This is a genomic window from Streptomyces sp. NPDC000404, assembly GCF_040300365.1.
GTDB lineage: Bacteria > Actinomycetota > Actinomycetes > Streptomycetales > Streptomycetaceae > Streptomyces > Streptomyces ramulosus.
This window is the reverse complement of the sequence record NZ_JBEPDN010000010.1, coordinates 129,588-154,313: the sequence shown is the minus strand read 5'-3', so window position 1 is coordinate 154,313 and position 24,726 is coordinate 129,588. Positions and strand designations below refer to the sequence as shown.

22 protein-coding genes and 1 pseudogene are annotated in these 24,726 nt (G+C 75.7%); 12 read left to right on the top strand and 11 right to left on the bottom strand.

The window, feature by feature from the left end; all coding sequences use genetic code 11:
• Positions 1 to 28: 28 nt before the first annotated feature.
• From msrB to ABT345_RS20640, 4 genes are all read right to left on the bottom strand, one after another.
• Entirely contained in the window at positions 29 to 436 is a 408-nt protein-coding gene (gene msrB, locus ABT345_RS20655; protein WP_345085571.1) for a peptide-methionine (R)-S-oxide reductase MsrB, read from the bottom strand.
• A 14-nt stretch (positions 437 to 450) separates the two neighbouring features.
• Positions 451 to 1,848, bottom strand: a complete 1,398-nt coding sequence (gene murC, locus ABT345_RS20650; RefSeq protein ID WP_345085568.1) for a UDP-N-acetylmuramate--L-alanine ligase — start codon at positions 1,846 to 1,848, stop codon at positions 451 to 453.
• A gap of 122 nt (positions 1,849 to 1,970) precedes the next feature.
• Complete coding sequence (locus tag ABT345_RS20645; RefSeq protein WP_345085565.1) at positions 1,971 to 2,609, bottom strand: response regulator; 639 nt, start codon at positions 2,607 to 2,609, stop codon at positions 1,971 to 1,973.
• Positions 2,606 to 3,784, bottom strand: a complete 1,179-nt coding sequence (locus ABT345_RS20640; RefSeq protein ID WP_345085873.1) for a sensor histidine kinase — start codon at positions 3,782 to 3,784, stop codon at positions 2,606 to 2,608. Before ABT345_RS20640 ends, ABT345_RS20645 begins: the two co-directional genes overlap by 4 nt.
• Positions 3,785 to 4,025: 241 nt before the next feature.
• Between ABT345_RS20640 and ABT345_RS20635 the strand changes: the two genes are divergently transcribed.
• Positions 4,026 to 5,090, top strand: a complete 1,065-nt coding sequence (locus tag ABT345_RS20635; RefSeq protein ID WP_345085562.1) for an ABC transporter permease — start codon at positions 4,026 to 4,028, stop codon at positions 5,088 to 5,090.
• A complete protein-coding gene (locus ABT345_RS20630) occupies positions 5,087 to 5,794 on the top strand; it encodes an ABC transporter ATP-binding protein (RefSeq protein ID WP_345085559.1) in 708 nt (235 codons plus the stop codon). The genes ABT345_RS20635 and ABT345_RS20630 overlap by 4 nt, the downstream gene beginning before the upstream one ends.
• Here ABT345_RS20630 and ABT345_RS20625 read toward each other — a convergent pair.
• Together ABT345_RS20625 and ABT345_RS20620 are read right to left on the bottom strand one after the other, a co-directional pair.
• The gene (locus ABT345_RS20625) at positions 5,745 to 6,218 is read right to left on the bottom strand and encodes a putative universal stress family protein (protein WP_345085557.1); all 474 of its coding nucleotides are present in this window, start codon (positions 6,216 to 6,218) and stop codon (positions 5,745 to 5,747) included. The two genes, ABT345_RS20630 and ABT345_RS20625, sit on opposite strands and share 50 nt — an antisense overlap.
• 164 nt (positions 6,219 to 6,382) lie before the next feature.
• A complete protein-coding gene (locus ABT345_RS20620) occupies positions 6,383 to 7,207 on the bottom strand; it encodes a pyrimidine reductase family protein (RefSeq protein ID WP_345085555.1) in 825 nt (274 codons plus the stop codon).
• A 68-nt stretch (positions 7,208 to 7,275) separates the two neighbouring features.
• Between ABT345_RS20620 and zapE the strand changes: the two genes are divergently transcribed.
• Positions 7,276 to 8,394 (top strand): cell division protein ZapE, encoded by a 1,119-nt coding sequence (zapE, locus tag ABT345_RS20615; RefSeq protein WP_345085552.1) that lies wholly within the window; start codon positions 7,276 to 7,278, stop codon positions 8,392 to 8,394.
• A gap of 51 nt (positions 8,395 to 8,445) precedes the next feature.
• Here the strand turns inward: zapE and ABT345_RS20610 are convergent, their stop codons facing one another.
• Together ABT345_RS20610 and ABT345_RS20605 are read right to left on the bottom strand one after the other, a co-directional pair.
• Complete coding sequence (locus ABT345_RS20610; RefSeq protein ID WP_345085549.1) at positions 8,446 to 9,114, bottom strand: ABC transporter; 669 nt, start codon at positions 9,112 to 9,114, stop codon at positions 8,446 to 8,448.
• A 215-nt stretch (positions 9,115 to 9,329) separates the two neighbouring features.
• Positions 9,330 to 10,181 (bottom strand): annotated as a pseudogene (locus tag ABT345_RS20605) (ATP-binding cassette domain-containing protein); the annotation flags it as partial.
• A 149-nt stretch (positions 10,182 to 10,330) separates the two neighbouring features.
• Here ABT345_RS20605 and ABT345_RS20600 point away from each other — a divergent pair.
• From ABT345_RS20600 to ABT345_RS20580, 5 genes are all read left to right on the top strand, one after another.
• Positions 10,331 to 11,086, top strand: coding sequence for a peptidyl-tRNA hydrolase (locus ABT345_RS20600; RefSeq protein ID WP_345085546.1), 756 nt, complete (start codon positions 10,331 to 10,333; stop codon positions 11,084 to 11,086).
• A 155-nt stretch (positions 11,087 to 11,241) separates the two neighbouring features.
• On the top strand, positions 11,242 to 11,901 hold the full coding sequence (locus tag ABT345_RS20595) for a LysE family translocator (RefSeq protein ID WP_345085543.1): 660 nt from the start codon (positions 11,242 to 11,244) through the stop codon (positions 11,899 to 11,901).
• A gap of 137 nt (positions 11,902 to 12,038) precedes the next feature.
• Positions 12,039 to 13,451, top strand: a complete 1,413-nt coding sequence (locus ABT345_RS20590) for an MbnB/TglH/ChrH family RiPP precursor modification enzyme (RefSeq protein ID WP_345085540.1) — start codon at positions 12,039 to 12,041, stop codon at positions 13,449 to 13,451.
• 5 nt (positions 13,452 to 13,456) lie between these two features.
• A complete protein-coding gene (locus tag ABT345_RS20585; RefSeq protein WP_345085537.1) occupies positions 13,457 to 14,440 on the top strand; it encodes a TIGR04222 domain-containing membrane protein in 984 nt (327 codons plus the stop codon).
• Between the two features lie 367 nt (positions 14,441 to 14,807).
• Entirely contained in the window at positions 14,808 to 16,523 is a 1,716-nt protein-coding gene (locus tag ABT345_RS20580) for an alpha/beta hydrolase (protein ID WP_345085534.1), read from the top strand.
• A 78-nt stretch (positions 16,524 to 16,601) separates the two neighbouring features.
• Here the strand turns inward: ABT345_RS20580 and hemQ are convergent, their stop codons facing one another.
• Positions 16,602 to 17,330: a hydrogen peroxide-dependent heme synthase gene (gene hemQ / locus ABT345_RS20575; RefSeq protein WP_345085531.1), complete on the bottom strand. Its 729-nt coding sequence runs from the start codon at positions 17,328 to 17,330 to the stop codon at positions 16,602 to 16,604.
• An 11-nt stretch (positions 17,331 to 17,341) separates the two neighbouring features.
• A complete protein-coding gene (gene hemG, locus ABT345_RS20570) occupies positions 17,342 to 18,799 on the bottom strand; it encodes a protoporphyrinogen oxidase (RefSeq protein ID WP_345085528.1) in 1,458 nt (485 codons plus the stop codon).
• Between the two features lie 212 nt (positions 18,800 to 19,011).
• Here hemG and ABT345_RS20565 point away from each other — a divergent pair, with 212 nt between their 5' ends.
• Positions 19,012 to 20,208 carry a thiolase family protein gene (locus tag ABT345_RS20565; RefSeq protein ID WP_345085525.1) on the top strand — a complete coding sequence of 399 codons (1,197 nt, stop codon included), beginning with the start codon at positions 19,012 to 19,014 and terminating at the stop codon, positions 20,206 to 20,208.
• A 205-nt stretch (positions 20,209 to 20,413) separates the two neighbouring features.
• Positions 20,414 to 21,793 carry an FAD-dependent oxidoreductase gene (locus ABT345_RS20560; protein ID WP_345085522.1) on the top strand — a complete coding sequence of 460 codons (1,380 nt, stop codon included), beginning with the start codon at positions 20,414 to 20,416 and terminating at the stop codon, positions 21,791 to 21,793.
• A gap of 18 nt (positions 21,794 to 21,811) precedes the next feature.
• Here the strand turns inward: ABT345_RS20560 and hemE are convergent, their stop codons facing one another.
• Positions 21,812 to 22,879 (bottom strand): uroporphyrinogen decarboxylase, encoded by a 1,068-nt coding sequence (gene hemE, locus ABT345_RS20555; RefSeq protein ID WP_345085519.1) that lies wholly within the window; start codon positions 22,877 to 22,879, stop codon positions 21,812 to 21,814.
• A 102-nt stretch (positions 22,880 to 22,981) separates the two neighbouring features.
• Between hemE and ABT345_RS20550 the strand changes: the two genes are divergently transcribed.
• Positions 22,982 to 23,632 (top strand): DUF3000 domain-containing protein, encoded by a 651-nt coding sequence (locus ABT345_RS20550; protein WP_345085516.1) that lies wholly within the window; start codon positions 22,982 to 22,984, stop codon positions 23,630 to 23,632.
• Between the two features lie 365 nt (positions 23,633 to 23,997).
• Positions 23,998 to 24,660, top strand: coding sequence for a response regulator transcription factor (locus ABT345_RS20545; RefSeq protein ID WP_030279967.1), 663 nt, complete (start codon positions 23,998 to 24,000; stop codon positions 24,658 to 24,660).
• Positions 24,661 to 24,726: the final 66 nt, after the last annotated feature.

Here is a 24,726-nt window from a genome sequence, read left to right as displayed (position 1 = left end):
CGCCGGCGCGCCCCGGCCCGCCCCGGCGTCAGCCCGCGTCCGGCGTCAGCCGCAGCGAGATGGAGTTGATGCAGTACCGCTGGTCCGTCGGGGTCGGGTATCCCTCGCCCTCGAAGACGTGGCCCAGGTGGGAGCCGCACCTCGCGCAGCGGACCTCGGTGCGGACCATGCCGTGCGAGCGGTCCTCGATCAGCTCGACCGCCGTGGAGTCCTTCGGGTCGTAGAAGGACGGCCAGCCGCAGTGGCTGGCGAACTTGGTGTCGGAGCGGAACAGCTCGGCGCCGCAGCCGCGGCAGGAGTAGACGCCCTCGGTGGTGGTGTCGGTGTACTCACCGACGAAGGCGGGCTCGGTGCCCGCCTGGCGCAGCACCTGGTACTCGCCGGGGCTCAGCTCGGCGCGCCACTGTTCGTCGGGCTTGTCGATCTCGTACGGCATCAGGTCTCCTCAGCTCAGCCGGCCAGGCGGGACAGGATCGCGGGGCCGAGGTCGGTGACGTCGCCCGCGCCCATGGTGAGAACAAGGTCACCGGCCCTCGCCATTCCGGCGACGGCGTCCGGGACGGCGGTGCGGTCGGCGACGGCGGTGACCTCGGCGCCGGCGGCGCGCGCGGCGTCGACGATCAGGGCGCTGGTGATGCCGGGGATCGGGTCCTCACGGGCCGGGTAGATGTCGAGGACGACGGAGGCGTCGGCGAGGGCGAGCGCCTGGCCCATCTCCTTGCCCAGCTCCTGGGTGCGGGAGAAGAGGTGCGGCTGGAAGACGACCAGGACGCGGGCGTCCTCGGCGGCGCCGCGGATGGCCTCCAGGTCGGCGGTCATCTCGGTGGGGTGGTGCGCGTAGGAGTCGATGACCTGCACCCCGGCCGCCTCGCCCTTGAGCTGGAGGCGGCGCTTGACGCCGGTGTACGTGCCGAGCGCGGAGGCGAGGTTGTGCGGCGGCAGGCCCAGGGCGATACCGGCGGCGAGGGCGGCGACGGCGTTGTGGGCGTAGTGGCTGCCGGGGACGGAGACGGTGAAGGTCAGGATCCGGCCGGTGGCCAGGGAGACGCTGACGTCGCTGGTCAGACCGCGCGGGTTGATCTTCAGGATGCGGACGTCGGCGTCCTTGGACTCGCCGTAGGTGACGACCTGGATGTCGAACTTCCCGGCGATCTTCGCCGTCAGCTCCCGGGCGCCGGGGTGGTCCGCGGAGATCACCAGCGTGCCGCCGGGGCGGATGCGGCCGGCGAAGGTCTCGAAGGACTCGTAGATCTCGTCCATCGAGGCGTAGTTGGCGTGGTGGTCCAGCTCGACGTTGAGGACGATGGCGACCTCGGGCGCGTACTTGTGGAAGCTGCGGTCGCTCTCGTCGGCCTCGGCGACGAAGATCTCGCCGCTGCCGTGCTCGGCGTTGGAGCCGGGGGCGTCGAGGTCACCGCCGATGGCGTACGACGGCTTGAGGCCGAGCGAGGTCAGGGAGACGGCGAGCATGGAGGTGGTCGTCGTCTTGCCGTGGGTACCGGCGACGGCGATCGGGCGGACGCCGTCCATCAGGGCGGCCAGCGCGTCGGAGCGGTGCACCACCGGGACGCCGCGCTCGCGGGCGGCGGCCAGCTCGGGGTTGTCGTCGCGGATCGCGGAGGAGACGACGACGGCGGTGGCGTCCGATGCGACGTGCTCGGCGGCGTGGCCGATGTGGACGGTGGCGCCCAGCTCGCGGAGGGCGGCGGCGGTCGCGGACTCCTTGGCGTCACTGCCCGCGACGCGGGCGCCGCGCTGCGCGAGGATCTTGGCGATGCCCGACATACCGGCTCCGCCGATGCCGATGAAGTGCGGTCGGTCCATCGAGGCTGGGATGGCGGCTGCCATGGGTGACTCCCTGATCGTCGCGGCTCTCGTGCTGCCGTCGATTCTCGCACCCACCGGTGACACCGCGTGCCCGGCCGCTCCGCGCCACGGCGGACGGGCGCCGGCAGACGGGCCCGTCCGGCTCAGCGGCGGATCAGACCGCGCGCCGTGGCGGCCGCCACCGCCGCCGTACGGGAGTCGACGCCGAGCTTGGCGTAGATGTGCACCAGGTGGGACTTGACGGTGGCCTGGCTGAGGAAGAGCCGCTTGCTGGCCTCGGCGTTGGACAGGCCGTCCGCGACGAGCTGGAGCACCTCCGTCTCGCGGCGCGAGAGCGCGACGGCGGGGTCGCGCATGCGGTCCATCAGGCGCAGCGCGACGGTCGGCGCCAGGGCCGACTTCCCGGCCGCCGCGGCGCGGACGGCGGCGGCCAGCTCCTCGGGCGGGGCGTCCTTGAGGAGGTAGCCGGTGGCGCCCGCCTCGATGGCCGCGAGGATGTCGGCGTCGGTGTCGTAGGTGGTCAGCACGAGGACCCGGGGTGCGCCGGGACGGCCGGTGATGGCGGCGGTCGCCTGGGAGCCGCGCATCTCGCCGCCGAACCTGAGGTCCATCAGCACGACGTCGACGCCCGGCAGCGCGGCGAGGGTGACGGCCTCCTCGGCGGTGGCGACGTCGGCGACGACCGAGAACCCCGGTTCGGTCTCCAGGACGGCGCGCAGTCCGGCCCGTACGACGGGGTGGTCGTCGGCGAGCAGCAGCCGGATCGGGGCGGGGTCGGTCACGGGGCGGTCTCCTCGCTGCGGTCCGGGGTGCCGGCGTCCGCGGGCGGCAGGGGCAGGGTGACGGCGACGGCGGTGCCCTCGCCGGGGGCGGATTCGACGGCGAGTGCGCCGTGCAGCGCGCGGGCGCGGGCCCGCATGGCGGCGAGGCCGAAGCCGGTGCCGTCGGCGGTCGGCGTCCCGGCGGGCGGCAGGGCGCCGGGGTCGAACCCGGTGCCGTCGTCGACGACGTCCAGGGCGACCTCGGTGTCCATGTAGCTCAAGGTCAGCTCGGCGCGGCGGGCCCCGGCGTGCCGGACGGTGTTGGCCAGCGCCGACTGGGCGATGCGCAGCAGGGCGACCTCGTGCGGGGTGGGGAGTTCGGCGGGGGTGCCGGAGACGTGGCAGTGCACGGCGAGGCCACTTGCGCGGGCGGTGGTGGCGCAGAGCCGCTCCAGGGCGGCGGGCAGCGATCCGGCCTCCAGGTCGGGCGGGCTCAGTTCGCGGACGAAGCGGCGGGCCTCGGCGAGGTTGTCGACGGCGGTGGCGCGGGCGTGGACGACGTGTCCCAGTGCGGTCTCGGGGCGCGACGGCAGGGCGCGTTCGGCGGCCCGCAGCAGCAGCTGGATGCTGGACAGGCCCTGCGCGAGGGTGTCGTGGATCTCCCGGGCCAGGCGTTCGCGCTCGGCCAGCACCCCGGCGGCGTGCTCGGCGGCGGCCAGCTCGCTGCGGGTGGCGGTCAGCTCCTCGACGATCCGGCGGCGCTGTTCGCTCTCCCGGTAGAGGGCCTGGTAGCCGAGGACGACGGCGACCGCGACGGCGGCGCCGAGTACCGGCCCGATGACCGTGCCGACGCCCAGCGCCCCGGTGTGGCGGGCGAACCCGGCGACCGCGAGGACCGCGGTGACGGCGACGGCGGGCAGCCCCCAGCGCGGCGCCAGCAGGTGCAGCTGGACGAAGTAGAGCGGGAAGGCGAGCCAGACGCCGTCCTGGGTGAGCGCCAGCAGCACGACCCAGACGGCCGCGAGGACCGTCAGCCACAGGGCCGCGGCGCCGCTGCGCGGGCGGACGCCGGGCAGCAGCGGGCCCGCGACGTAGCAGCCGAGGAGGACGGCGCTGACGGCGACGACGGCGCCGGTGTGCGGGTTGCCGTCGACGGCGGCACGGGCGGCGGCGAGCGCGAGGAGCGCCGCCACCATCAGGTGCAGGCAGCTGCGCAGCACCCGCACGGCGGGAGTCAGGGCGGGGTCGGTCACGATTTCTCCAGGTTAGGCATGGCGCGCGGGGAGCGGCATCCATCGAAAGGTTGAGCGGGTGCCGCACCTTTCGATCCGGGGGAACCGCTCCCGGGCGCGATGCCCCGGGGCGCCCCGGGGCGGGACGGTGGAGTCCTTCGCCGGGCAGTGGGCCCGGCCACCGCGGAACAAGAGGGACGGTGCCGTGTTCGTCGCCTGGAGGGATCTGAGATTCGCGAGGGGCCGGTTCGCCCTGATGGGCACGGTCATCGTGCTCATCACGGTGCTGGTCGGTCTGTTGTCGGGGCTGACGGCGGGCCTGGGGCGGGAGAACACCTCGGCGATCACCGCGCTCCCCGCCGATCACCTGGTGTTCTCGAAGCCCGCCGACGGCGGCGCTGTGTCGTTCACCGACTCGCGGCTGTCGCGGAAGGCGGTGGCCGGCTGGTCCGCCGTACCGGGCGTGCAGCGCGCCGAACCGCTGGGCATCGCCACCACCAAGGCCGAGGCGGGGCGGCACACCGCCGCCGTGTCGGTGTTCGGGGTCGGGCCGGCATCGAAGCTCGCGCCCGGGGGCGCGCCGGTCGCCGGGCGCGCCGTGCTCTCGCAGAAGGCCGCCGACGAGCTGGGCCTTTCGCGCGGCGACCGGCTCACCCTCGGGGGCCGCACGGTGACGGTCGGCGCCGTCACGGGCGCCGCGATGTACAGCCACACCCCGGTGGTGTGGACGACGCTGGACGAGTGGCGGGCGCTGCCCGGCGGCGGGGACGGGGCGACGGTGGTGGCGCTGACCGCGTCCGGCGCGGATCTGGCCGCCGCCGACGCGAAGCTGGGCACCACGACGGTGACGCTTGACGGAGCGCTCGCGGGCATCGGCTCGTACACCGCCGAGAACGGCTCGCTGCAGCTGATGCGCGGGTTCCTGTTCGTCATCTCGGCGCTGGTCATCGGCGCGTTCTTCACCGTCTGGACGATTCAGCGCAGCGGCGACGTGGCGGTGCTCAAGGCGCTCGGCGCGTCCACCGGGCTGCTGCTGAAGGACGCGCTCGGCCAGGCGGTCGTGCTGCTGGTCCTCGGCACCGGCCTGGGCGCTGCGCTCGTCGCCGGTCTCGGCATGGTCATCGGCGGGGCGGTGCCGTTCGTCCTCACGCCGTCGACCGTGCTGCTCCCCGCGCTGATCATGATCGCGCTGGGCGCCGCCGGCGCCGCCCTCGCCATCCGCCGCATCACGTCCGTGGACCCGCTGACCGCCCTGGGGAGTGCCCGATGAGCCTCGAACTGACCGATGTCACGCTGACCTACCCGGACGGCGACGCCCGGCTGACCGCGCTGGACCGCGTCTCGCTGACCGTTCCGGCCGGGTCGCTGACCGCGGTGATCGGGCCGTCGGGCTCGGGCAAGTCCTCTCTGCTGGCGGTGGCCGCGACGCTGATCACGCCGGACAGCGGCCGGGTGGTGCTCGCCGGGCGGGACACCACCGGACTGGGCCGCGCCGCGCTGACGGCGCTGCGCCGCACCACCGTCGGAACCGTCTTCCAGCAGCCGAACCTGCTCCCGTCGCTGACCGCCGCCGAACAGCTCCAGGTCATGGCCCACCTCGACGGCCGCCCGGCCCGCGCCGCGCGGCAGCAGGCGCGGGAGCTGCTGGCGGCCGTCGGGCTGGCGGGCGAGGCGGACAAGCGGCCGCACCAGCTCTCCGGCGGTCAGCGCCAGCGCGTCAACATCGCGCGGGCACTGATGAACGACCCGGCCGTGCTGCTGGTGGACGAGCCGACCAGCGCCCTCGACCATGCGCGCGGCGCGGCGGTGCTGGAGCTGCTGACCACGCTCACCCACCGGCGCGGTACGGCGACGGTGCTGGTCACGCACGACCGGTCGCATCTGACGGCGGTCGACGCGGTCGTCGAGGTGGCGGACGGGCGGCTCACTCCTGCGCCTGGGGCGGATCTTCCGGGGCGTGCGAGAACAGTTTGAGGACCGGCACGCCGACCTTGTGGCGGGCGCGGGAGGCCCAGTCGCGGTGGAAGAACTCCTCCACGAAGTGGGGGGTGGTCAGCACGATCACCTCGTCCGCGCCCGTCTCGTCGACGATCTCGCGCAGCCGGTCCAGCGGATGCCGCTCGACGACCTGCCCGGTGGCCTCGGCGCCGGCGTCGCGCAGCGCCGCGAGGGTGTGCGCCAGCGCGCGTTCGGCCGGTGCGTCCGCCGCGTCGCCCTCCGGCTCCTCGCCCTCGCGCACCGCGTCGTCGAACTCGCCCAGGGCGACGTCGTCGATGGCCCGCAGCAGCAGGTCCTGCGCGCCGCGCGGCTGCATGAGGACGACGAAGGAGACCGGGTCGTCGCCGTGCAGCGTGGTGACGAAATCGACGTCGGCGGGCGTCAGAGGCTTCTCGATCATCAATACGCTCGTGAACACGACGGACGCCCTTCTTCTCTTCTTCCGGGGCACGGCATGCCGCGGCACCCCACAGAAACCATCCTGCCCCCGCCGTCACACGGGGGTTCCGTTGGCTCTAAGTGTGCCCAAAGGAAGCTAAGCGGAACGGATAATTCCGCTGATTGTCAGCTTCGACGGTATCGGGTGAACAGGAACCCGGCCTCCTCCAGGACGGACGCCAGGACGAACCGCTCCGGGACGGCGACCGACGGGCCGTCCATGATCCGCGGCGCGTCGCCCAGCGCGACGACCGGCGCCAGCGACAGACACATCTCGTCCAGCACCCCGGCGGCGGCGAACTGTCCCAGCAGCGACGGCCCGCCCTCGGTCAGCAGCCGCCGGTGCCCGTGCGCGGCCAGTACCGCTGGGACCCGCGCCGGATCGACGCCCTGTCCCTCGCCCGCGAACAGCACCTCCACCCCGGCATCGCGCGCCGCGGCCACCCGCTCGGCCGGGGCGCCGGCGCCGGTGACGACGAGCGTGGGCACCAGCGGCTCGGTGAACAGCGGCAGGGTGAAGTCCAGGCCCAGCCCGGCGGTCACCACGGCGACGGCGGGCGCGGGCCCCTGTCCGGCGGCGGCCCGGCGTGCGGCGAACGCCGCCCGGGCGCGGGCCGGCCGGTACCCCTCCTGCCGAACCGTTTCCGCGCCGACCACGACCGCATCGGCGAGCGCCCGCAGCACCCCGAAGATCCGCATGTCGGCGGCGCCGGAGAGCGGCTGCGAACGGCCCTCGTGGTGCGCCGCCCCGTCCAGCGACGCCACCATGTTGGCGCGCAGCCAGCCCGGCCGCCCGGCGCGCAGCGGATCGTCCTCGGCCGGGTACGCGTAGGCGTCCGCCAGCTCGTCGAGCGTCCACTCGCGGTCGGTGGCGGCGTCCGGGCCGGGCGGCGGCCCGGCCGGGTCCGGGCGAGCGGGGGCAGGTGCGGGGAGGGGGTACAGGCGTCGCATGGGCCGCAGTGTGACATGGCTCGCCCGGCGGCCCGGGACCCACCACGGAGCGACTAGGCTGGAGCGCTGTGTCGTCTTCCCAGCCCTCGTCCGCACCGTCCGCGCCGATAGCCGAATCGCCGGACGGCCCCGACGCCGCGCCCGCCGCGCTGACCTCCCGCACCCCGCACGTCCCCGCCGACCGGCTGGTCGCCGAGATGGTGCCGCCGCCGCGCTTCCAGGGCGCCCGCTTCGACACCTACATCCCGGACCCGAACCAGCCCAGCCAGGCCGAGGCCGTGACGGTGCTCAGCGCCTTCGCCGCGGGCATCGGCGGCGGCGCCTCGGCCGTCGGCGGCGGCCGGCGCCGCTGGTTCGCCAAGAAGCCCGCCGCGCCCAAGGGCCCGCGCGGCGTCTACCTGGACGGCGGCTACGGCGTCGGCAAGACCCACCTGCTGGCCTCCCTGTGGCACGCCACCGACGCCCCGCCCGAGCGCAAGGCGTTCGGCACCTTCGTCGAGCTGACCAACCTCGTCGGCGCGCTCGGCTTCCAGGAGACCGTCCGTACCCTCGGCGACCACCGCCTGCTGTGCATCGACGAGTTCGAACTGGACGACCCCGGCGACACCGTCCTCGTCTCCAGCCTGCTGTCCCGGCTGGTGGAGTCCGGTGTGGCGCTGGCCGCGACCTCCAACACGCTGCCCGGCAAGCTCGGCGAGGGCCGCTTCGCCGCCGCCGACTTCCTCCGCGAGATCCAGGGCCTGAGCGCCCACTTCCGGCCGCTGCGCATCGACGGCGAGGACTACCGCCACCGCGGTCTGCCCGAGGCGCCCGCCCCGTACGACGACGAGACCGTCACCCGGACCGCGTACCGCACCCCGGGCGCCTCGCTCGACGGCTTCCCCTCCCTTCTGGAGCATCTGTCGAAGGTGCACCCCAGCCGCTACGGCGCGATGTGCGACGGCATCCAGGCCGTCTGCCTCACCGACGTACAGGCCGTACCGGACCAGTCGACCGCGCTGCGCCTGGTGGTCCTCGCCGACCGGCTCTACGACCGCGAGGTGCCCGTGGTCACCTCCGGCAAGGCGTTCGACGAGCTGTTCAGCGAGGAGATGCTGCGCGGCGGCTACCGCAAGAAGTACTTCCGCGCGATCTCCCGCCTCACCGCCCTGGCCCGCGACGCGGGCCCGCTGGTCACCGGCGCGTAGCGGGCCCCACCGGCGGGGCGCGGCGCCCCGCCGGTGCGCCGCGCCGGACCGTCAGCCCCGGCGGGCGGCAAGGTGGCAGACGGCGGCCACCACCGCCGCGGATATCGGTATCGCGGCGGCGAGCGGCAGCCACGGCATCGCGGCCGTGCCGCTCACCGAGCCCGCCACCAGGCCCCGGACCACCGCGCCGGCGGGCGAGAGGGCCGGTACGACCAGCAGGACGCAGCCGAGCAGACCGGCGCAGACCGGCCATGCGGTGCCGTGCAGCACCGGACGATTGCACACCGCCCCGACCGCGGTGCCCAGCAGCAGACAGACCACGGCGGCCGCAAGGCCGCAGGCCGTCGCGGGCAGCAGCGCCACGGGGACCTGCTGGTCGTTGGAGCGGGGATCGGAGAAGAGCGCGACGAACGCCGTTCCCGCCAGCGCGGGCGCCAGCGCGGCGAGGGCGGCCGTCACCACCGCCGCGAGGTGCGCCCGGGCCGGCCCCGCCGTGGCGGCGACACAACTGCGGGCGGCGGGCGGCTCGTTGGTCACGCAGACCCGGGTCAGCCAGACCGTCAGCGGAAGCAGGGCCGCCGCGGCGAACGCGAAGGCGTCGAGCACCGGACTGCCCGTCCCCACGCCGACGACCAGGAAACCGGCGTACAGGAGCACCGGCGGCAGCCAGCGGTGCGAGCCCGCCAACAGGGCCGCCTGGTAGCGCAGCAGGGCGATCACCGGTGGCCTCCTTCCGTGTCTGCCGGAGCGGTGGCGGACGGGGCGGCGGGGCGTGCCGGGGCCGGACCGGTCACGGCCCGGGAGGAAGCGCCCGCCGGGCCCGGACCGGCCGCTTCCGCCGCTCCGGGACCGGCCGGGGCGGCGTCCGGAGTCGCCGTTCCCTCGCCCGGCGCTCCCCCGCCGGACACGGCGCCGCCGCCCGGCGGCCACTCCGGCTGCGGCGCCTCCGGGGTGGTCACCGTCCGGATGTGCCACGGCGGACGGGCCGTCAGCAGGGCCCGCAGCAGCGCGTCGGAGGAAGCGGCGGGGACCGTCAGCCGGGCCGTGCCGTCCGGCTCCCGCACGCTCACGGGCCGACCCGGCAGCTCCCCGGGCAGCTCCGTACCGGCCCCGGGCGGCTCGGCGCGGACCGTCACCCGGGGGCCGGCCTCCGCAGGGTGGTCCGCCGGGCCCGGGAGCGGCGCGGGGCGCAGCCGCCCGTCGGCGATGCGGTGGCAGGCGTCGGCGGCGCCGGCCAGCCGCCGGGGATCGTGGTCGACGAAGAGGACCGTCGCGCCGTCGGCGACCCGCTCGGCGACCGCGCGGTCCAACTCCCCGCGGGCCGCGGCGTCCAGGCCCGTCCACGCCTCGTCCAGGACGAGCAACTCCGGTGCGGCGAGCAGCGCCTGGGCGACCGCCACCTTCTGGCTGGTGCCCTTCGACAGCGCGGACAGCGGCGTACCGGCGTGCCCGGCGGCCCCGAACCGCTCCAGCCACGCCCCGGCCGCGCGGGCCGCCGCCGGGCCGCGCAGTCCGTGCACCCGGCCCAGGTGGGTGAGGTATCCGAGGGCCGTGAAGGGCAGTGCGGGCGGGAAGCGTTCGGGAACGTACGCGGTGCGGGGGCGGCCGCGGATCCGGCCCGTGGTGGGCCGGTCGATCCCGGCGCACAGCCGCAGCAGGGTGGACTTCCCGCTGCCGTTGGCCCCCTCGATCCGTACCAGCGCGCGCTCCGGCAGATCGAGGTCCACCCCGCGCACCACCCACGGCCCGCGCAGTCCGTACCTCCGGCCGACGCCGTCCAGTCGCATCTCTCCCCCTCGCCGTTCCGTCCCGTCCTCACCGTGCCAACGGCGACGGCCGCGGGACCGTTCCCCGGACCGCCGCACCCGTAGGAGGGCCGGTGCGGCCGCACCGATCGGCGCGCGAAGAGCCCGGGAGCGGCTGGCACACTGGGCGGATGACCAGCACCGAAGCCCATGACTCCGCCTCCTCGACCGCGGTCGGGGCGCATCTGAGGAGCGCGGCGGAGCGGGACGCCGCGCCGCAGTTCGTCCTGCCGCTCGTCGTCCGCATCGAGCGGGCCGATCCCCCGGCGCGCACCGACGCCCTGGAGACGGCCGCCCGCGCCGTGCTGGTGCTGCTCTCCGATGCCCGTGCGAACGGCGACGGCGAGTGGGCCGCGGCCGTCCGGGACTGGCAGGACGCCCGGATCCGCAAGGTGGTGCGCCGGGCGCGCGGCGCCGAGTGGCGGCGGGCCGAGGCGCTGCCCGGCATCACGGTGACCGGCGACCGCGCCGAGGTGCGGGTCCATCCCCCGGTCCCGCTCGACGGCTGGCCCAAGGACCTGGCCCGCCTCCAGGTCTCCGGCACCGAACTGGACGACCCGGAGCCGCCGTCCGCGCCGCCCGCCGGGAACCCGGTGCTGTGGCTCAACCCGGGCCTTGCGATGTCGGCGGGCAAGACCATGGCGCAGGCCGGGCACGGCGCGCAGCTGGCCTGGTGGGAGCTGTCCGCACCGGAGCGGGCGGCCTGGCGGGACGCCGGTTTCCCGCTGTCGGTGCGGACCGCGCCGGCGGACGCCTGGGACGGGCTGACCCGCAGCGGGCTGCCGGTGGTGCACGACGCCGGCTTCACCGAGATCGCCCCCGGCCCGACCGTGGTGGCGGAGGGCGGCGAGCGGTTCTGCCCGCTGCCCGGGCCGCGGCGCCCGTAGAGGGATCTCCGGGGCGGCGCCACCGGGTGCGCCCACAGGTGCCGACCGCCCCGGCAGGACCTCGGGCGGGCGGGCCGCCGCACGGGGCACGGCCGGGGCGTCCGGAACTCCGGACCCCCTGGAAGTGGCCAAAACCCGACCCGTACCGTTATGGCGTGTTCACGTCTCTTCTCGGCTTCACCGCCGTCGCCGCGCTGCTGACCATCTCGCCGGGGCCCGACTTCGCCGTCGTGCTGCGCACCGCGCTCGGCTCGGGGCGGCGGGCCGCGCTGTGCAGCGCCTTCGGCATCGCCGCCGGGTGCTTCGTCTGGGGGCTGGCCGGGGCGGTCGGGCTGACGGCGATGCTCTCCGCCTCCGAGGCGGCGTACGGCGTGCTGCGGGTGGCCGGGGCGCTGTACCTGATGTGGCTGGGCGTGCAGGCCCTTCGGGCCGCACGGCGCAACCGGACCGCCCCGGGAGCGGCGGCGCCGGCCACCGCCGAGGCGGCGGACGGGGCGGGCGCGGACGCCCTCTCGCCGCTGCGGGCGTTCCGCACGGGGCTGCTGACCAACGTCCTCAACCCCAAGGTCGGCGTCGTCTATCTGTCGCTGCTGCCGCAGTTCATCCCGCACGGCGCGCCGGTGGTGGCCACCACGCTGCTGCTGGTGGCGGTGCACGCCGTGCTGGGCGTCCTGTGGCTCTCCGCCCTCGCCTGCGCCGTCCACCGGGCGCGCGCCTTCTTCGGGCGTCCCCGGGTGCGGCGGGGGCTGGATCGGGCCACCGGCGGGGTGCTGCTGGCCCTGGGGGCGGCCGCCGGGTTCGAGGCGGCACGCTGAGCGCCGGCGGCGCGCACGGCCGGTCGGCGCCGCGGTACGGGGAAGCTCAAATCCAGCTCTGAAACCGGTGCGCACAGGGTTCGGCGGGTGGTGCCGGGGCGAAGTACCGGTGAGTTCGGCAGTGCGAGGGGGAACGCATGGAACGCCTGGGGACAGGCATCGGCTGGCGGCCGGAGATCGCCACGGAGATCGCCGGGTTCGACGGCCTCGACTGGGTCGAGGTGGTGGCCGAGAATCTCTGCCCCGGCCATCTGCCGCCGGCGCTCCAGGAGCTGCGCGCACGGGGGCTGACGGTGATCCCGCACGGGGTGTCGCTGGGCCTGGGCGGCGCCGACCGGCCCGACCCGGATCGGCTCACCGCGCTCGCGGAGCGCGCGGTGGCGCTGGACGCGCCGCTGGTCACCGAGCACATCGCCTACGTCCGCGCCGGGGGCCGGGCGACCGGTTCGCCGCTGCTGGAGGCGGGTCATCTGCTGCCGGTGCCGCGCACCCGCGACGCGCTCGACGTGCTCTGCGCCAATGTGCGGATCGCGCAGGACGCGCTGCCGGTGCCGCTGGCGCTGGAGAACATCGCGGCGCTCCTCGCCTGGCCCGGCGAGGAGATGTCCGAGGGGCAGTTCCTGACCGAACTGGTCGAACGGACCGGGGTGCGGCTGCTCGTCGACGTCGCCAATCTGCACACCAACCGCGTCAACCGGGGCGAGGACCCCGCCGCCGTACTGGACGCGCTGCCGCTGGAGGCGCTCGCCTATGTGCACGTCGCGGGCGGCGTGGAGCGCGACGGCGTGTGGCACGACAGCCACGCCCACCCGGTGACGGGCCCGGTGCTGGACGTCCTTGCGGAGCTGTGCGCGCGGACGGCGCCGCCCGGGGTGCTGCTGGAGCGTGACGAAGACTTCCCCGAGCCCGGCGAGCTGGCCGGTGAGCTGAGCGCGATCCGCGCGGTGCTGGAGGGGCCCGGCAGGACGCGGCGGCCGGACGGCGGGCCGGGGCGCGGCCCGATACGGGCGGCGTCCGCCCGCGGCGCCCAGGCGTCCGCGCAGGGCGCCCAAGGGACGGCGCACGCCCCCGGAGCCGACCGGTCCCGCCCCGCTCCGGACGCCGCCGAAGCGGCCCGCGCCCGGCTGGCCCGTGCCCAGGAGGAGCTGCTGGCGGCGCTGGTCGCCGGGGCGCCGCCGCCCGCGGGGTTCGATCCCGTACGGCTGGAGGTGCAGCGGCGGACACTGGCCGCCAAGCGGGCCACGGTGATCGCGAAGATCGCGCCCGAACTGCCCGGGATCCTCGGGGACGGCTACCGCCCGGCGTTCCTCGCCTATGCGCGGGGCCGCCCGCTGACCGGCGGCCACCGGCGTGACGCCCTGGACTTCGCCGCCCATCTGCTGGCGCAGGGCCGGCCGGACGACGCCGGGGCGCGGGCCCGGCTCTCCCGGTGGTGGCAGGACCGGGCGGGCCCCCGGCCGCCCGGCACCGGCCCGCTGGCCCGGCTCACCCGCTCCCCCCTGCTCTCCCGACTTCTGCGGACCGCCCGGTCCGCCTCGCACCGGAGGTGACCGCGGTGTCCTTCGTTTCCTGGGTGTACCTGGCGATGGTGGTGTCCTCGGTGGGCCTCGTCGTGGCCACCGTGCGCGGGCGGCGGCCGGAGAACCGGATCCGGCTGGTGGACGCGCCCACTCACGACGTGTGGGAGATCGCGTTCCTGGGCGGCGGCCCGGCCCGCGTGGTGGACGCCGCCGTCGCCGCGCTGCACGAGGACGGCCGGGCGGCCGTCGGCGAGCCCGGTGTGATGACCGTGCTCCGCGACGACCCGCGCGACGCCGTGGAGGCGGCCGTGCTGAACGCCGCCGCGGCCACGCCCGGTGGTGCGCTGGCCGAGGTGCGGCGCCGGGCGATGACCGATCCCGCGGTCCAGGCGGTCGGCGACCGGCTCGCGAAGCGCGGGCTGATGCGGCACCCGGCACGGGGGCGCTGCGCCCGGGCGTGGGCCAACGTCCAGCTGGCGGGCTCCGTGGTGCTGTTCCTGTGCACCCTGCTGCTCACCGTGGCCGGCGAACTGGACGCGGACCCGTCCGAGGTGCCGACCGTCGTGGTGATCGTGCCCGCGGTGATCGTGGCGGCGGTCGTCGCCGGGATCTGCAGGCAGAGCGGACGGCAGCGGCTGACGGAGGCCGGCCGGCTCGCGCTGCGCGCCGCCCAGGCCACCCACCATCCGCTGACGGCCGCGAACGTGCTGGTCCCGGCGGCGCTCCTGGTGGCGATCGGCAGCGCCGCGCTGCTCACCGACGAGCTGCTGCGGGAGCAACTGGCCCAGGCGCAGACCGCGATGACCGTGGGCGGCGGGTCGTCGGACGGCGGCTCGGGCACCTGGGCCGACCAGTCCTCGCAGGCCGCGTGGTGCGGAGGGGCCGGCGGCGGATCGAGCTGCGGCGGCTCGCACCACCACGGCGGCGGGTCCTCCTGCGGCGGCTCCCACCACGGGGGCTCCTCCTGTGGCGGCGGGTCGTCCTGCGGCTCCTCGTGCGGTTCCTCCTGCGGCGGTTGACCGCGGACCACGGGAGCGCGCGGCGGCCGTGCGGGACCGGTTCCGACCGGGCCCCCGGGCCGCCCGCTCCCGTGGTCCGCGTCCTGAGGCGCCCCGTGGGCGATGCCGCGCGCCGGGCGACGGAGGCGGGCGCGGGCCGGCCGCCCCGCGGTCCCCGAGGACGCGCCGACCGCCCTGGCACCGCACGGCCCGCGGGCGCTCGACGACCAGGCGCTGCGCCCGGCCCTCCACTCATCCGGGGTATAGCGGGCAACACCGCGGCCCGGTGCTTTACTTCACCGACCGCCCGCCCAACCATCCCTTTTGTATGCCCGTATGCGGCCGCGCGCGGGCCGCCCGTGTGCCGGGCACGACGAAGGGACGGTTCGTGAGAGCACTCGCGTTGTACGGAACCATCGGGTCACTCCTCCTGGGCGCCCTCGCCACCTCCCCCGCGGACGGCGCCACCCGCGCGCCCGCCGCGCCGCCCGCGCCCCTCGCGCGCCCCCTCACCTTCGGGCGCTGCGCCCCGGTCGAGCATCTGCCGTCGGACGTCGAGTGCGCCGCGCTGACCGTGCCGCTCGACTACGCCCGTCCCCAGGGCAAGCAGATCAAGCTGACGGTCAGCCGCATCCGGGCCACCGCACCCAAGGAGCGGCAGGGCGCCCTGATCTTCAACCCGGGCGGGCCGGGCGGCTCCAGCATGGACTTCCCGCTCTACGGCGCGCTGCCCAAGTGGCGCCGGACCGCCCGCGCCTACGACTTCGTCGGCTACGCGCCGCGCGGCGTCGGCCGGTCGGCGCCGCTGTCCTGCCAGGACCCGAAGGAGTTCACCAAGGCGCCCACCGACAGCCAGGTGCACCCCACCGCGGCCTTCAAGCAGGAGAAGACCGCGCAGGCGAAGGCGTACGCACGCGGCTGCGCCCGGAACGCCGGTGCCGATCTGCCCTTCTACAACTCCGTCAACAACGCCCGCGACCTCGACATGCTGCGGGCCGCGCTCGGTGAGCGGAAGCTGACGTTCATGGGCGCGTCCTACGGGACCTACTTCGGCGCCCTGTACGCCACGCTCTACCCCGGCCACGTCCGCCGGATGATCTTCGACAGCATCGTCGACCCGGACCCGCGGCAGATCTGGTACCGCAACAACCTCTCCCAGAACATCGCGTTCCAGGGCCGCTGGCGCGACTGGCTGCGCTGGGTCGCCCGGCACCACGGCGTCTACCACCTGGGCACCACGGAGCGGGCCGTGCAGCAGGCGTACGACACCGCGCTCACCCGGCTGCGCAGCCGTCCGGCGGGCGGCACCGTCGGGCCCGCGCAGCTCCAGTCGGCGTTCTTGAGCACCGGCTACAACGACGTCTACTGGCCGCGCCGGGCCCAGGCCCTGTCGGCGTACCTGCACGGCGACGAGAAGCCGCTGCGGGACCAGGCGGCGCCCGATCCCGAGGACGCGGTCGCCGAGGAGAACAGCAACGCGGTCTACACCGCGGTCTCGTGCAACGACGCGGCCTGGCCGCGTGATCTGGGCACCTGGGACCGCGACAACGCCGAGGTGGCGCGGGTCGCGCCGTTCGAGACCTGGGACAACGTCTGGATGAACCTGCCGTGCGCCTTCTGGCCGGACGCCGTGCAGTCGGCCCGTGCCTCACTGAGCGCCGCGACCGACCGGGCGGTGGACCGCGCCGCGGCCGGCGCCCCCGGGACGGACGAGGTCGGCGAGGCCGCCCGGTACGCGGTGGCCGCCCGCGCGGCGCAGGCGCTGACCGGGCACCACGGGCCGGTCGACGTCCGTACCGCGCCCGGCGCGCTGCCGCCGGTCCTGCTGCTGGCCGCCGAGCGCGACGGCGCCACGCCCTACCCGGGCGCCCTGGCGCTCCAGGAGCGGCTGCCGGGCTCGTCCCTGGTCACCGAGAACGGCGCCGGCACCCACGGCATCGCGTACGGCCCCAACACCTGCGTGAACGCGCATGTGGAGGCGTATCTGCTGCGCGGCACCGTGCCCGGGCACCGGGTGTACTGCGCGCCGCGCGCCGAGCCGAAGCCGGAGGACGGCAAGCGCGCCACCGGGAAGACCCGAAGGGGCGCGACGAACCCGCTGTGACCTCGCAGGACACGACGGCGGCGGGCCGCCCCGGGTGGGGCGGCCCGCCGCCGTCGTGCACGGAGGTGTGCGGCCGGATCAGGCCAGACCGGCGACCAGTTCCGCGAGCGGCTTGCGGCGACCGGTGTAGAACGGCACCTCCTCGCGGACGTGCAGCCGCGCCTCGGAGCCGCGCAGATGACGCATCAGGTCGACGATGCGGTACAGGTCGTCCGCCTCGAACGCCAGGATCCACTCGTAGTCGCCGAGCGAGAACGACGGCACGGTGTTGGCGCGGACGTCCGGGAAGCCGCGGGCCATCTTGCCGTGGTCGGCGAGCATCTTGCGGCGCTCGTCGTCGGGCAGGAGGTACCACTCGTAGGAGCGGACGAACGGGTAGACGCTGACGTAGTCGCGGGGGCGCTCGTCGGCGAGGAACGCCGGGATGTGCGACTTGTTGAACTCCGCGGGGCGGTGCAGCGCCATGTTGGACCACACCGGGGTGAGGGCGCGGCCCAGGCGGGTGCGGCGGAAGAGGTTGAACGCCTCCTGGAGGGCGTCCGAGGTCTCCGAGTGCCACCAGATCATCACATCGGCGTCGGCGCGGAGCCCGGAGACGTCGTAGGTGCCGCGCACCACGACGTCCTTCGCGGCGAGCTGCGCGAACAGCTCCTCGACCTCGTCGGCGTACCCGCTGCGGTCCTCGGGGAGGACGTCCCGCAGCCGGAAGACCGACCACAGGGTGTAGCGGATGGTGTCGTTGAGGTCCTTCGCCTTCTTGCCGGCGTTCTGTGCCCGCTCCGCGGCGGGGGTGGAAGCGTCTGTCATACCGACCATTCTCACTCGCCTGCGGAGAAGTCCGGCGCCCGGGTCTCCAGGCCCGCCAGGATCTCGTCCGCGGCCCGCCGCGCCGAGCCGATGCACGCCGGGATCCCGACGCCGTCGTAGGCCGCGCCGCAGACCCGCAGCCCCCCGGGGAGCGCCGCGCGGATCCGCGCGACCCGGTCCGGATGGCCGACGAAGTACTGCGGCAGCCCGCCCTCCCAGCGGGTGACGGTGGACGCCACGGGGCGGGCGGTGAGGCCGACGGCCGCGCCGAGGTCGGCGCGCGCGATCTCCACCAGGTCGGCGTCGTCGCGGCCCAGCAGCGCGTCGTCGCCGTAGCGGCCGACGGAGGCGCGCAGCACGAACAGCTCCGGGTCGGCGTCGGCGATCCAGCCCCACTTGCGGCTGGCGAACGTCGAGGCCTTGATGCGGTGCCCGTCCACGGGCGGGACGAGGAAGCCGCTGCCCTCGGGGACGCGTTCCAGGTCGGCGCGGCGGAAGGCCATCGTGATCAGCGCCATCGAGGCGGATTCGACGGTGTCCAGCTCACCGGCTGCCGCCGGGCAGTCGTCCCGCAGCAGCCGCGCCGCGGGCCCGGCGGGCGCCGCCAGGACCACCGCGTCCGCGTCGATCGTGCGGTCGCCGGCCGTCACCCGCCAGCCGTCGGCGCCGCGGCGGCGCAGCGCCCGGACGGGGGTGTGCAGCGCGATCTCGCCACCGGCGGCGCGCACCGCGTCCGCGACGGCGCCGGGCAGGGCGCCGATGCCGCCGTCGATGCCCGTGAAGACCGGCCGGTCGGCGGGGAGATCCCGGGCGGCCTCGGCGGCGCGCTCCTGGATACCGCGGACCCCGGCGGTCAGGGACCGCTCGGCGCGGGCCGCCTCGAAGAGCTGCGGGACGGCGGCGCGCATCGAGATGCGGTAGGCGTCGCCCGCGTAGACGCCGCCGAGCAGCGGCTCGACGAGCCGGTCGACGACCTCGCGGCCGAGGCGCTCGGCGACGTACGCGCCGACCGCGACGTCGTCGCCGACCTCGGTGCGCTCCAGGGTCGCGTCGGCGGCGATGCGGTCGAGGCCCGCCGCCGAGATCACGCCGGAGGCGGCGAGCGGGGCGAGGTCGCCGGGGACGCCCATGACGTGGCCCTTGGGCATGGGGCGCAGCGCCCCGCGCGTCCAGAGGGTGGCGGAGGCGGTGGCGGGCGGCTGGAGGCGGTCGCCGAGGCCGACGGCGCGGGCCAGCTCCACGCCCTCGGGCCGCCTGGCCAGCATCGACTCGGCGCCCAGGTCGACGGGGACGCCGGCGATCTCCCCGGCCCGCAGCTTGCCGCCGAGCCGTCCGGACGCCTCCAGGACGGTCACGGTGGCGCCGCCTTCGAGGAGGCGGTGCGCCGCGGCGAGGCCGGCGATCCCGCCGCCGATGACGACCACATGGCGGCCGGCTGCCCGGCCCGTACTGGTGTGCGCTGCGCTCATGCCTCCACTCTCTCAGAGCGCCCTCCACGCCCGGACGCGGGCCGCGGGCCGGCCCGGGACGTTGGCCGAGGAGCGCGTTGACACCGCCCGGGGCCCGGCAAAGACTCGGGCGGGCGGCGGCTCGGCGCCCGCCCGCGCCGCTGCCGCCTCGCGCGCCCGGACGGCCCGGTCCTCCGCTCCCCGGACAGCCCCACACAGCGAGGACAGTGCCGATGACCGAGCACCGCGCACGGGACGTCTACGTCGTCGACGCCGTACGGACCCCGGTCGGCAGATACGGCGGCGCGCTGGCGGGCGTCCGCCCCGACGATCTCGCCGCGCACGTGCTGGGGGCGCTGGTGGCGCGCAGCCCCGAGCTGGACCCGGCGCTCATCGACGACGTCGTCCTGGGCGGGGCGAACGGCGCCGGGGAGGACAACCGCAACGTCGCGCGGATGGCGGTGCTGCTGGCCGGGCTGCCGGACACGGTGCCCGGGGTGACGGTCAACCGGCTGTGCGGTTCGGGCCTGGAGGCCGTCGTCCAGGCGGCGCGGGCCATCGCGCTCGGCGATGCGCACCTGGCGGTCGCGGGCGGGGTGGAGTCGATGAGCCGGGCGCCGTACGTCCTCGCCAAACCGGACCGCGGCTTCCCGACGGGAAATCAGGAGCTGTACTCCACCACGCTGGGCTGGCGGATGGTCAACCCGCGGATGCGGCCCGAGTGGACCCTCGCATTGGGCGAGGGCGCCGAGAAGATCGCCGAGCTGCAGGGGATCACCCGCGAGCAGCAGGACGTGTACGCGCTGGCCAGCCATCAGAAGGCGAGCCGCGCCTGGCGGGCGGGGCACTACCGCGCGGAGGTGGTGCCGCTGCCCGGGATCGCGCTGGAGCGTGACGAGACGATCCGGGAGGCGTCCTCGCTGGAGGCGCTGTCCCGGCTGAAGCCGTCGTTCCGCCGCACCGGCGGGACGGTCACCGCCGGCAACTCCGCGCCGCTCAACGACGGTGCGGCGGCGCTGCTCCTCGCCGACGAGGAGGGGCTGCGGGCCACCGGCCGGGAGCCGCTGGCCCGGATCGGGGCGAGCGCGGTGACCGGCGTGGAGCCGCAGTTCTACGGGCTCGGCCCGGTCGGCGCGGTGCGGCGGGCGCTGGAGCGCGCCGGGCGCGGCTTCGGCGACCTGGCGGTCTTCGAGCTGAACGAGGCGTTCGCCGCGCAGGCCCTGGGGTGCATCGGCCGCTGGCCGGAGCTGGACCCCACCCTCGTCAACCCGCGCGGCGGCGCCCTCGCGATCGGCCATCCGCTGGGGGCGTCGGGCGCCCGGCTGGCCGGTGCGGTCGCCCACCAGCTCGCGGCCCGCGGCTCCGGCACGGGCCTGGCGGCCCTGTGCATCGGGGTGGGGCAGGGGCTGGCGGTCGTCCTGGAGCGGTGAGGCGCCGGGCCCCGGCGCCTCCTTCCGGCGGCCCGGGCGCCGCCCGCCCGCCGCGCTCCCCGGCCGTTGTCGGTGCCGGGCCGTAGCCTGGCTCACGACCTTGCCCGCGGGGGCCGGTGGACGCCGGCGGGTGTGGGCGAGGTCGCGGGTGTGGGCTCGCGCGGGCGTTCCGTGGCGGGCACGGCGGACGGCGTGAGGGGCTTCCATGACGGAACGGCTCGTGGTCATCGGCGGCGATGCGGCAGGCATGTCCGCCGCCTCGCAGGCCCGGCGGCTGAAGGGGCCCGGCGAGCTGGCCATCACCGCGTTCGAGCGCGGCCACTTCACCTCGTACTCCGCGTGCGGCATCCCGTACTGGGTCGGCGGCACGGTCGACGGGCCCGCCGCGCTGATCGCCCGGACGCCCGAGGAGCACCGGGCGCGCGCCATCGACCTGCGGATGCGCACCGAGGTCACCGAGCTGGACCTGGCGCGCGGCCGGGTGCGCTCCCGGGCGCTGGACGACGGCGGGCGGGAGAGCTGGACGGACTTCGACAAGCTGGTGCTGGCCACCGGCGCCCGGCCGCTGCGGCCGCCGCTGCCCGGTATCGAGGCGCGCGGGGTGCACGGCGTGCAGACCCTCGACGACGGCCGCGCCCTGATCGACACGCTCGCCGCGTCCCCGGGCCGCCGCGCCGTGGTGATCGGCGCCGGGTACATCGGCGTGGAGATGGCCGAGGCGCTGATCCACCACGGCTACGCGGTCACGGTGCTGGACCGCGGCGAGCAGCCGATGTCCACGCTCGACCCGGACATGGGCGCGCGGGTGCACGCGGCCATGTGCGGTCTGGGCATCGAGACGGTGCGCCGCGCCGTCGTCACCGCCGTCCTGACCGACGACGAGGGGCGCGCCCGCGCGGTGGCCACCGAGGACGCGGAGTATCCGGCGGACGTGGTGGTGCTGGGGATGGGCGTCCGTCCGGAGACGACGCTGGCCGAGGCCGCGGGGCTGCCGCTCGGGGCGTCCGGCGGGCTGCTGACGGACCTGTCGATGCGGGTGCGCGGCCAGGAGAACGTCTGGGCCGGCGGTGACTGCGTGGAGGTCCTCGACCTGGTCGCGGGCCACACCCGTCACATCCCGCTCGGCACCCACGCCAACAAACACGGCCAGATCATCGGCGCCAACGTCGCGGGCGGCTACGCCACCTTCCCCGGGGTGGTCGGCACGGCCGTCAGCAAGGTCTGCGATCTGGAGATCGCCCGCACCGGCCTGCTGGAGCACCAGGCCCGCGCCGAGGGGCTGGAGTTCGTGACGGTCACCATCGAGTCGACCAACCACGCCGGCTACTACCCCGGCGCCCGGCCGATGCACGTGAAGATGCTCGCCGAGCGGCGTACGGGGCGGCTGCTGGGTGTGCAGATCGTCGGCCGGGAGGGCGCCGGGAAGCGGGTGGACATCGCGGCGGTCGCGCTGACCGCCGGGATGACGGTGGAGCAGATGACCGTGCTCGACCTGGGCTACGCCCCGCCGTTCTCCCCGGTCTGGGATCCGGTGCTGGTCGCGGCCCGCAAGGCCACGGCGGCGGTCCGGGCCGCCGGGATGTGAGGCCCGGCGGCCGGCAGGTCAGCGCGCGGTCTGCGTGTGGACGTACTCGACGAGGCGGGTCAACGCGTCCGGGTCGGTGGCGGGCAGCACGCCGTGGCCGAGGTTGAAGATGTGGCCGTCGAGCCCGGCGGCCGCGTCCAGCACCTCGCGGGCCTTGGTCTCCACCGCCTCGCGCGGGGCGAAGAGCACGGCCGGGTCGATGTTGCCCTGGAGCGCCTTGCCGGGGCCGACCCGCCGGGCCGCCTCGTCCAGCGGGACCCGCCAGTCGACGCCGACGACGTCCGCCCCGGCCTCGCCGAGCAGGCCCAGCAGCTCGCCGGTGCCGGCGCCGAAGTGGATCCGCGGCACACCGTGGTGGGCGACCGACTCGAAGACCTTCGCGGAGGCGGGCATCACCGAGCGGCGGTAGTCGGCGGGCGAGAGCGCGCCGACCCAGGAGTCGAAGAGCTGCACGGCGCTCGCCCCTGCCTCGATCTGCACGTCGAGGAAGGCGGAGGTGATCTGGGCGAGGCGGTCCAGCAGGTCGGCCCAGAGCTGCGGGTCGCCGTACATCAGCGCCTTGGTGTGCTCGTGGTTGCGGGACGGGCCGCCCTCGACGAGGTAGCTGGCGAGCGTGAACGGCGCACCGGCGAAGCCGATGAGCGGCGTGGACCCCAGCTCCTGGACGAGCATCCGCACCGCCTCGGTGACGTACGCGACGTCGCCGGGCTCCAGCGGACGCAGCCGCTCCAGGTCAGCGCGGGTGCGGATCGGGTTCTCGATGACGGGGCCGACGCCGGGCTTGATGTCGAGGTCGATGCCGATGGCCTTGAGCGGGACGACGATGTCGCTGAAGTAGATCGCGGCGTCGACCTGGTGGCGGCGCACCGGCTGGAGGGTGATCTCGGTGACCAGCTCGGGCCGCATGCAGGAGTCGAGCATCGCGATGCCCTTGCGGACCTTGTGGTACTCGGGCAGCGACCGTCCGGCCTGCCGCATGAACCACACCGGGGTGTGCGGCACCGGCTCGCGCCGGCAGGCCCTGAGGAAGGGCGAGTCATACGTTCCGGTCTGCTGCTGGCCCGTCGGGCGGTCGTTGGCGCTCACGCACGGAATCTTCGCATGCGGCGCCGGACACCTCCGAACGGGCGACGCGCACTCCGGGTGTCCTCCCCCTGCGCGGCGCGACTTCCGCCTACGCTTCCGGGCATGGCTGCGGCGTACGAACACCTCTCGGACAGCGCGGACGAGACCCCGATCCCCTTCCGTCGAGCGGTCGAGTCGCTCCGCGCGGCCCGGCTGCGCCCCGAGATCTCCCTGGACGTGCTCCCCGCGCCGAAACGGCTCGCGCCGTACGCCACCGCGCTGGAGGCCACGGTGGTCGAGCGGGGCGCGGACGGCGAGGACACGGATCTGGCGGACGGGCGGCTGGTGCTGCTGCACCAGCCCGCCGGGCACGAGGCGTGGCAGGGCACGTTCCGGGTGGTGACGCTGGCCCGCGCGGAGCTGGAGCCGGAGATGGGCGCCGATCCGCTGCTGCCCGAGGTCTCCTGGTCCTGGCTGACGGGCGCGCTGGACGCCCGCGGGGTGCACTACGGCGAGGCGAGCGGCACGGTGACCCGGGCCTCGTCGCACCACTTCGGCGGGCTGGCGGTGCGGGAGCCCGCCACGCAGATCGAGATCCGCGCGTCGTGGACCCCGGCCGAGGGCCCCGGCGGCGTACCCGATGCGGGCGCACACCTGGCGGCCTGGTGCGATCTGCTGTGCCAGGTCGCCGGGTTGCCTCCGGTGCCGCAGGAGCCCGGTCCGCGCGGCGGCGTGGTGCCGCTTCCCCAGCGCCGGGGGGCCCAGCCGCGCTGAGCGGCCGCACGCCGGGGCGAGGCCCCCGGCCGACCGCCGCGCACGACCGTCCGGCCGCCGGATCACGGCCCGGGCCGAGGGCGTCGCACCGCACGGTGCGACGCCCTCGGCCTCCTCCGCGCGGTGTGCCCGGCGCCGTCTCACGGGCCCGGTGCGGGAACACGTGCACCGTTGATCACCCCGGTGTTCACGTATGATCGCTCACGCATCCGATTTGTCCGAATTGGCACTAACTAAATCGTGATCGATGCCTAAAGTCCCCTCGGATTGCTGCCGAAGAGGTCAGTGACCCTTCAGATACGGAACGTCCCGGCTCGCCCCTTGCAGCCGGTCGCAACCGTCCCGCCACTCCCCCAGGAGGCCCGGTGTCTGTTCTCCTCGAGCAACCTTCGAGCCTGGTCGCCTACCGCCCGAACAAGCCGACGGCCATGGTCGTCGTGGCCGACCCTCGCGTCCGCTCCACCGTCACCCGCCACCTGTGGGCCCTCGGAGTACGGGACGTGATCGAGGCGTCGTCGATCGCGGAGGCCCGCCCCCGGGTCGGCAACCCACGCGACATCTGCGTTGCCGACGTCCATCTGCCCGACGGCTCCGGCCTGACGCTGCTGTCCGAGACCCGCGCCGCGGGCTGGCCCAACGGCCTCGCCCTCTCCGCCGCCGACGACATCGGCGCGGTACGCAACGCCCTCGCGGGCGGCGTCAAGGGCTACGTCGTCACCGGCACCCGCACCAACCTCGGCCTGCCGGGCCGGCCGGGAGCCGCGCCCATCGGCGCCCACGCCGCCCGGATGCAGCGCCGCCCGCCGGGCGCCCCGGGCCACCCCGGCGGCTACCGCGAGCTGTCGGGCCGGGAGGTCGAGGTGCTGCGGCTGGTGGCGGAGGGCCAGTCCAACAAGGCGATCGGCGTGTCGATGGGGCTGTCCGCCCTGACCGTCAAGAGCCACCTCGCCCGCATCGCCCGCAAGCTCGGCACCGGCGACCGGGCCGGAATGGTGGCCGTGGCGCTGCGCACCGGCATCATCCACTGACCCCCCGCCCCGACACATCGCCCGCCGAGGGAACGTTCCCCTCGACGGGCGATGCGCATACACAGA